6 protein-coding genes are annotated in these 8,684 nt (G+C 61.3%); 4 read left to right on the top strand and 2 right to left on the bottom strand.

What is annotated here, in order from left to right; translation table 11 throughout:
* Nucleotides 1-263 precede the first annotated feature (263 nt).
* A complete protein-coding gene (locus BG842_RS30770) occupies nt 264-491 on the top strand; it encodes a universal stress protein (protein ID WP_254662788.1) in 228 nt (75 codons plus the stop codon).
* 429 nt (nt 492-920) lie between these two features.
* Here the strand turns inward: BG842_RS30770 and BG842_RS00250 are convergent, their stop codons facing one another.
* A complete protein-coding gene (locus BG842_RS00250; RefSeq protein ID WP_069449212.1) occupies nt 921-1,361 on the bottom strand; it encodes a DUF6653 family protein in 441 nt (146 codons plus the stop codon).
* Nucleotides 1,362-1,567: 206 nt separating this feature from the next.
* Complete coding sequence (locus BG842_RS00255; RefSeq protein WP_069449213.1) at nt 1,568-3,442, bottom strand: bacterio-opsin activator domain-containing protein; 1,875 nt, start codon at nt 3,440-3,442, stop codon at nt 1,568-1,570.
* Nucleotides 3,443-3,755: 313 nt separating this feature from the next.
* Between BG842_RS00255 and BG842_RS00260 the strand changes: the two genes are divergently transcribed.
* The 3 genes from BG842_RS00260 to BG842_RS00270 all read left to right on the top strand — a co-directional run.
* The gene (locus BG842_RS00260) at nt 3,756-4,769 is read left to right on the top strand and encodes a 4Fe-4S dicluster domain-containing protein (RefSeq protein ID WP_069449214.1); all 1,014 of its coding nucleotides are present in this window, start codon (nt 3,756-3,758) and stop codon (nt 4,767-4,769) included.
* A gap of 4 nt (nt 4,770-4,773) precedes the next feature.
* Nucleotides 4,774-6,048 carry an NrfD/PsrC family molybdoenzyme membrane anchor subunit gene (nrfD, locus tag BG842_RS00265; protein ID WP_069449215.1) on the top strand — a complete coding sequence of 425 codons (1,275 nt, stop codon included), beginning with the start codon at nt 4,774-4,776 and terminating at the stop codon, nt 6,046-6,048.
* Nucleotides 6,045-8,684, top strand: a 2,640-nt coding sequence (locus BG842_RS00270; protein WP_069449216.1) for a molybdopterin-dependent oxidoreductase, incomplete at its 3' end; no start/stop codon positions are given. The genes nrfD and BG842_RS00270, both read left to right, overlap by 4 nt.

The raw sequence follows: 8,684 nt of genomic DNA on the forward strand, positions 1-8,684 counted from the left end.
CATCCTGAGACACACATAGAACGTTAAGTATGATGCGATCGAATGTAGCTCTATCTGTACGATGACGTTCTCGTGCCGACTGGTGGGAGCGAAGGGCTGAACGGGCCGTCGAGTTGTCGGTCGACATCGCAACGACGTACGATGCGGTATTGCACACTCTCTACGTCATCGACGTGAACACGCTCTCGGTAGGAGATGAATCGGAATCAGTCCTCACGTTACTCGAGGAATCCGTATAGGATGCGATAGACGAAGTCGTCGAAGTGGCTGACGAAGCGGGTGTCAGGACGACCGAAGCGTCCGCCGCTCGTGGAGGCCCGTATCGAGCAATTCTCGACTATTCGGACGGTCAAGATATCGACTTTATTGTGATGGGGACACACGGACGGGCGGAACTCGACCGCTATCTTCTCGGAAGCGTCACTGAGAGGGTCGTTCGCATGTCCAACGTACCAGTGCTAACGGCTCAATTGCCCGATTCTGAATCATAACGAGAGAACGTCAACGTGCCTGTTCAAGGAAGGGTTCATCTTAATGGGACCTAGCGAGATCAACGATCTGAAACGCCCGACCTGGGTGTATATAAAAGAAAACTGCGGGCACCATCTCCATTCACAATCATTTTGAAATGGCATATATCTTTAATCAGGGGGATGCCATACCATCAAACGCCTTCTCCGATACCTACCAATGAACTCCGAAACGTCACAAGGGAAGGATTCGACAGGGTGTCATACTCGACCGATCGAACGCGTCTTCGAAACGTTGGATTCAAATGAGGTATCCTATTGTCGATTGCACTTTCGGCAGCCGCCCTATGTTTGCAAAAGGCGTTGTGGTGGATGAGATGCAGATAGGTGTAGGTCGTCAGGTCAAACGACTTCCCTGAGGAGTCCACGCTCTTCGAATTGGACGGTAGATTATGGTTTTTGGGCTGAATCGAGCCGTCGTACGAGAACGCCGATCCACCAGAGTTTCAGCCCGCTGGCCATCACCGTGGCCACAGCGGCACCTGTTGGCCGTCGTCTCCACGCGGCGACGAACGCGTAGAGGAAAGCCATCGCGCTAATCGTATTGCAGATATTGGGGTAAGTGACTCCCATGGTCCCTTTCTCCTCCTCGCGTACCCACCAGCGTTCGGCGAGGACGCCTCGGGTCATCCACGCTTCGTCCGTTTCCGGTGGCGGGAAGAGAAATGGATTGATGGCGGCCCACAGGAGTCCTGCGAGGAGGAGCCGCCAGTCTCGCCGATAGACGGCGTAGACGAGGACAGCCCCAGTCGGGACTCGGGTCCACCCGCTCTTCGGGTTTGCGTGCCGCGACCAGAGGACTTTCTCAGTTCTGTCGAGCGTGTCTTGCATACTGATTTATTGACATCTATCGGTCTTAATAGTCGTCTCTGATTCTACGACCGCTGAAACGGGGAGTACTACCGCCATCAATTAAACCTCGGGGCGTTTCGTAACGAGCGAAAAGGCTGGTTGCGAACCTTAATATCCCAACACTCGGGAATCCTCGCCTTTGAGGGCGGGGAGGATGTCATGTTTTCTAGCCGTGACTACTATACTCACGTTGACTCCACCAGGTGACGGCTCGTCTCGCCAGCGTCCGCGGCGCTGTCGTCGAAGAGATTGGCCGTCAGTTTGCGCTCTGCGGCACGAAGGTGCTGCATGTACGTGGACTGGCAGACGTCCATCATGTCGGCGACGTCCTGACCGCTGTGTTCGCGCGGCCACTCGAAATAGCCCGCAAGATGGGCGGTACGGAGCGCTTCGAGTTGACGGTCGGTCAGCTTCGTCTCCAGTTCGCCGCGGAACCCATCCGCGGTGTCGACGGGGCGCTCTCGCTCTTGTCGAGCGACGAGTTCGCACGCGTCGAACCGCTCGCGGAGTGCTTCGACGACTGGCCGGACGTCGCCACCCGTGGGAACGTCGACGACCAACTGACCGTGGAGACCATCGGCTTCGACGGTAAATCCCTCTATCGTCGCGCCATGCGACGCGAGCGTGTCGGCGAGGCTGTCAGTCGTCACCGCCCGAATTAGACACTCGTCGTCCGTCTCCGAGACGATCGTCGGATCGTGGAGTCCAGAAACGTCAGCGGTCGCCTCGACTGCCGTCTCGCAGTCGACGTCGCGTATCGTGAGGAAGACGACTCGTTTGTCGTCGCAGCCGGTCGTCGTCCGCATGAGTATCACGTTACTGCCGGTCGCTGCCGCGAGCTCGAACGAAGGTGCGTTCACGTCGTCGATGGAGAACGTCAACTCAGAAACCCGGTCGTCCACGAGTTGGCGGCGCCGTTCGGTGGCGTTGATCGCACTTCCAATGGTGTCGCCGAGTTCGACACGGACGTCGTGGTCGATGCATTCGAAGAGTTCTGACGTCCGTGTGGCGACCACTACCGCCCCGTATTGACTGTCCCGGTAGGTGAGGGGGATGACACCGACCGTGTCAGCAGTCGATTCACCCTGCCCGAACGACCGGACGGACGTCGAAACGCCTGTCCGGCCGTGGTCGACACCTGTCGTGACGGTCGCCATTCCGTCCCCCGTGCTGTCGAGGATCGCGTTCAACACGTCCTCGTCGCCGGTTTGATAGCGCGTTCGAAGCCGACCACTCGCGGTGCGGTCGACGATACCCGTCGAGACGACCCACGGGTCGCTCGCGAATCTATCGGCGACGGCGCGTTCGACGTCTTCCTTCGTCGTCGCCGTGACGAGTCGCCGGTTGACGTCCCGGAGCAGTTCGTTCGTCCGGTTGAGCCGACCCAACCGCTCGTTTTGCTCTTCGATGCGGAGTCGCCGCCGTTTGCGCTCAGTGACGTCCGTATCGACGGCGACGAACTGCTCTATTTCGCCGTCGTTCATCACCGGCGCGATGGTCATGTCGACCCAACGAAGCTCGCCGGATTCGTTCTGATTGATTATCTCGCCGTCCCACACCTCGCCGTCGGAAATCGTCGCCCACAACTCGTCGTAGTACGCTTCGTCGTGCTTGCCGGACTTCCACAGACGCGGGTTCTCACCGACGACCGTCTCTCGGTCGTAGCCCATGACCGTTTCGACCGACGGGTTGGCGTAGGTGATGGTGCCCTCCGTGTCGGTGAAGAAGATGGCGTGTCCAGCGTGTTCAACGGCCTTCTCGAACGTGGAGAGTTCCTCGTTGACCGACCGGAGCTCGGCTTTGATGCGTCGCTCTTCGTCGACGTAGCGGTCGAGGTAGTATATCGTGAGGACGGCCAATCCGCTCACGACGAGTCCGGGGAGTTCTTCAAGGCCACCTCCCGGTGTTCCGGTGACGGTGAGGAGTTGTCGAGCGGCCATGAACGACAGCAAGACGGTGAGAAAGCCGAAGCGTCTGTCGCCGCTTCGACGGAGGAGGACCAGTGAGTAGCCGACGCCGACGACTCTGAGCACGATGGAGGTCACGATGATGCCGTTCATCTCAGTCGCCTCCGCCGAACGCCAGCAGTGCCCGGTTGTCGGAACGTCACTGCGATAGTCATATTTTGATTTTCGGAAGCGACGGGTGTATAATACCCATGCAATTTTCACACCGTGAGAACACCTGTTTCGGGTGCTCTCTGGCGGGTCCAAACTATATCGGTACTCGAACACCCCACCAATATAGGGGGACGTCCGGGGTGCAACAGTATTGGTAGTACGCTCTCCGGGGTACGGCGTGTAGATTTACCCGTACGATGTTACGAACTCTCGACTCGGTCGTATCACGGCCGAGTACGAACGGAGGGACCCGATGAGCGTCGACGACGCGACGCCGGGAATACCGTCGGTCGAGGTCGACCCGCAACAGTTCGACGCGATGGTTGACGACGAGGCCGACGACCCCGAGGAGATTCTCGCGGAGGTAGACTTCGACACGAACCTCGGCCTCTCGATGGCCGAAGACGCAAAGCGCGTCTCGCGTGGCGAGCTCACCGGTGACGAATACTGGGAAAAATACGACGCGGCTGCGGCCGCCGAGTTCGGCGAGGAGTACCATGAGACGCCGAACCCGGCCATCGACCGCGCCGAACAGACCGTCTCGGCGGAGACGGCGGCGTCGCTCGGCTGCTCCATCGGGTCGATGTGCGACGTCGCGTCCGAACTCGACTCTGACGTCAACCCTGACGACGACGCGCCGCGATGGGGCATGGTAATCGACCTCCAGAAATGCGTCGGCTGTGACTCGTGTACAGTCGCGTGCAAGTCCGAGAACCGAACGCCGCCGGGCGTTTCGTACAACGTGGTCATGGAGGAGGAACACGGCGAGTTTCCCAACGTCACTCGGACGAACCTCCCGCGTCCCTGTATGCAGTGTGAGAACCCACCGTGTGTGCAGGTCTGTCCGGTCAGCGCCACGTACAAGATGGAAAACGGCGTGGTCAACATCGATTACGACCGCTGTATCGGCTGTCGGTACTGCATGATCGGCTGTCCGTATGGCGCACGCTACTTCGACTTCGGCGAGAACTACGACGAGGAAGTGCAGGGCTCCGGCGACGTCACCAGTCCCGAGTACAAGGTCGACCGCGGCGACCGCGAAGCGGGGAAATCGCCCATCGGCAACGTCCGAAAGTGCAGTTTCTGTATGCACCGTCTCGAACGCGGCGAAGAGCCCGCGTGCGTGGAGACGTGTGTCGGTGACGCTCGCAACATGGGTGACCTGAACGACGCCGGCGGTGAGGCGGCCGAACTCGCCGATTCGAACCGCTCATTCCAACTGAAAGAAGGCGAGGGGACCGACCCGAACGTCTACTACCTCAAATAACATCATGGCGACGAAACACACGACCACGACCGTCGAGTATGACCCCGGGTTCGTTAGCAACCGACTTCGTGCGGTCTGGTACGGCTTCCTCGCCGTGTTGCTCGGCATCGGTGCCTACGCGATGTGGCTCCGAATCGACGGCGGGATGGCGACGACCAACCTCACGAGCGTCACGCCGTGGGGTGCGTGGGTCGCGTTCTACATCTACTTCGTCGGTCTGTCGGCCGGCGCGTTCCTCGTGAGCACGCTCGCGAACGTGTTCGAGATGTCCGGCATGCACCGAATCGACCGCGACGCCCTGTTCGCGGCTATCATCAGCATGGCAGTCGCGCTCATGTTCGTCTGGACCGACCTCGGCCGGATGGACCGGATGTACTTCCCGTTCTTGCATCGACAGCTCACCTCCGCACTGGCCTGGGAAGTCCACGCCTACGTCGCGTACATCGCGGTACTAATTACGGAGCTGTACCTCTCGATGCGAATCGACCTGGCACGCGTTGCCGCCCACGACGATGGCTGGCGCGGTCGTCTCTGCGGTCTCATGACGCTCGGCCGTCGCGGAACCGATGAAGCGGCGCGTGCCACTGACAGACGGTGGCTCAAGCGGGTCGGAACCCTCGGTATTCCGCTCGCCATCTTTCTCGTTCACGGCGGGACCGGCGTTCTCTTCGCCGTCGCGAAGGCTCGGCCCTACTGGAACAGCGGCCTGTTCCCGATAATTTTCGTCATCTCGGCAGTCGTGTCGGGAACGGCACTGGTGTCGATGCTGTATGTCCTCCGGACACGCCTATTCGACGGCGAACTGGTCGACCCGAATCTGCTCGAACGCCTCGGCTCGCTCGTCGTCGCGTTCATCATTACCGACATCGCGCTCACGGCCATCGACGCCCTCATCGCGCTCGCGAGCCTCCACCCGCACGAAGTCGAGACGTGGGACATCGTCCTCTTCGGTGAGATGTCGTGGTCGTTCTGGCTGTTCATGGTCGGCCTCGGATGGCTGTTCCCGCTGGCGGTATTGAGTAAGCGTTCGTGGCGTCGACGCCCGTGGCCCGTCGTCATTGCCAGCCTGAGCGTCGTCATCGGTATCATCGCCGTTCGGTTCAACATCGTCGTCCCGCCACAGATTCTCCCTGTGATGAACGGTCTTCCACACGGGTCGTATTTCCCAACCGCGGTCGAGTGGCTGACGAGCGTCGGTATGATCGCCGTCGGTCTGTTGTTGTACACGCTCGGCGCGGAGTTCCTCCCGCTGACTCCCCTCGAAGGTGATCACGAATGAGTTCAGACCCGACCGACTCCCCTGATAGCACCGCCACCGAAGACGCGACCGACGCCGCGGTTTCCCGCCGAGATTTCGTCAAGGCGGTGGGGGCGTTCGGCGTCGTCGCCGGTGCCACCGGCACGACGGTCGACATCGACACGAATGACCTCTGGACCGACGACAAACAACACTACGTCGGCAACGACATCAGCGACTACGACGCCAGCGACGTCATTCACACGACGTGCGGACAATGTAACACGTTCTGTCCGGTGAAGGTTCGAATCGACGACGGCGACGCTCCCGGCGAGTACAGTTCACTTATCCGCAAACTCGCGGGGAACCCGTACTCGTTCCTGAACACGCAACCGTTCGGGCAGGTTCCCTACGGAAGCGACCCGAACGAGGTGGCGACCGGTGACCTCGACGGCAGTGGCGACGTCGCGAGCGACCGGTGGTCGGTCTCCGGCGGTCGTATCTGTCTGAAGGGGCAGGCCGGAATCCAGACGGCGTACGACACCTACCGCGTTCGGAAACCGATGAAGCGCGTCGGGCCGCGCGGCAGCGGCAAGTGGCAGACCATCTCGTGGAAACGGGCCATCGAGGAAATCGTCGAGGGTGACGAAAAACAGGGTCATCCGGGTATCCGCGAAATGTGGGCGTTCGCCCCGAAGGAGGCGGTGATGTCCGATTGGGAAGCCGTCCAGTCCGGCCGGATGGCGAAGGCCGCCTTCGACGACAAGTGGCAGGACTCGCTCATCGACACGGACCACCCCGACCTCGGACCAAAGGCGAACCAACTGGTCGACGTCGGGGGATTCCGCCGGAACTTCATCCGGAATCGCCTCTGGAACCAGGGGCTCGGGTCGAAGAACAGTTTCCACCACGCCGGGACGTGTGGTTTCTCCAGCGTGATGGGGAGCGTGCGGTCGTACGCAGGCAAGAAGAAACGCCAATTCGCCGACATCGAGAACTGCGAGTACCTGCTCGTCTGGGGGACGAATCCTTTGGTCGCGAACAAGGGGCCGACGTGGCTCGCACCCAAACTCACGAACGCGATGCAGTCGGGGATGCGGATGGACGTCGTCGACCCAAGACTGTCGAAGACGGCCGAGAAAGCCGAGAAGTGGGTCCCCGTGGACCCCGGAGCCGACGGTGCGCTCGCGCTCGGCATGGCGCGCTGGATAATCGAACACGACCGCCACGACCGAACCTACCTTACCAACCCGTCGAAGTCGGCCGCCACGAACGACGACGAACCGACGTGGAGCGACGCGACCCACCTCGTTCGCGTCGACGCCGAGGCCGGACCGAAAGCCCGCGCCGGCGACGTCGGACTGGCTCCGAGCGGCGGCGACGCGGCGGACGACTTCGTCGTCGTCGACGGCGAGACCGGGTCGCCACGCCCCGCGAGCGAGACGGAGTCCAGCGTGTTAGACGTGGATATCACGGTGGACGGCGAACGACTCCGAAGCGTCTGGAACCTCTACCGTGAGCGCGTCTTCGAGCACACGATAGACGAGTATGCGGAGATGGCACGGGTCTCCCGGGATACGATAGCGGAAATCGCCGACGAGTTCTCGGGGCACGGCAAGCGGGCGGCCATCATGACCTACCGCGGTCCGGCCAAACACACGAACGGTTTCTACAACATCCGGGCCATCGCGACCCTCCAGCACCTCACCGGCAACTACGACTGGAAGGGCGGCCAAATAACGCCCTACGCGGGCTACGACACGATGTCCGGGCGGTACGACCTCGGAACCGTTCCCGACGGCCGGTCGCCGTGGGGCATCTCGCTCGTCCGCGGTGGCACCAACTACGAGGAGACGACTCTGTTCGACCGAGACGGCGGGTACCCGGCCAAGCGACCGTGGTTTCCCGTTGCGCCACCGCAGGCGACACAGGAGATTTACGGCTCCGCGAAGGATGGCTACCCGTATCCCATCAAGGCGCTGTTCATCCGCCCGTACTCGAACAACCACGTGATGTCGGTGCCGGGCGGTGACGCCATCACTGACATCATCGGCGACACCGACACGATTCCGCTGGTCGTCGCCTCGGACACCGTCATCGGTGAGACGAGCAAGTACGCCGACTACATCCTGCCCGAACCGACGTATCTCGAACGCTGGGAGAACTTCGGAACGTACCCGAACAAGCGACTCGCGGACGAGAAAATCAGCCAACCGGCGGTGAAAGTCGTCCCCGACGCTCGTCCATTCGAGGAGGTTCTCATCGACATGTGGAAACGCATGGACCTCCCGGGTGTCGGCGACGGTGCGATACTCGACGCCAGTGGCAACCGCCACCCGCTGAACACTGCCGAGGACTTCTACGTCAAACTCGCGGCGAACATCGCGTACGACCGCACCCCGGTTCCGGACGCCTCGGATGAGGAGCGAAAGACCTTCCGACGCGCTCACGAGAAAGGGCTCGGCGACCACTTCGACCTGAACCGCTGGAAGCGTGCCGTCACGCCCGCTGAATGGCGAAAAGTCGTGACTGTTCTCAACCGTGGCGGTCGATTCGAAGAACCGGTCGACGGCTACGCTGACGACTACACAGAACACGGGCACGACTACCCGCACGCGGAGCGCGGCGGCGACCGGTCGAACGCCTACGATGGCGAGCACATGCGATACCGCTTGGAG

This window comes from Haladaptatus sp. W1 (assembly GCF_001723155.1).
Classification (GTDB): Archaea; Halobacteriota; Halobacteria; order Halobacteriales; family Haladaptataceae; genus Haladaptatus; species Haladaptatus paucihalophilus.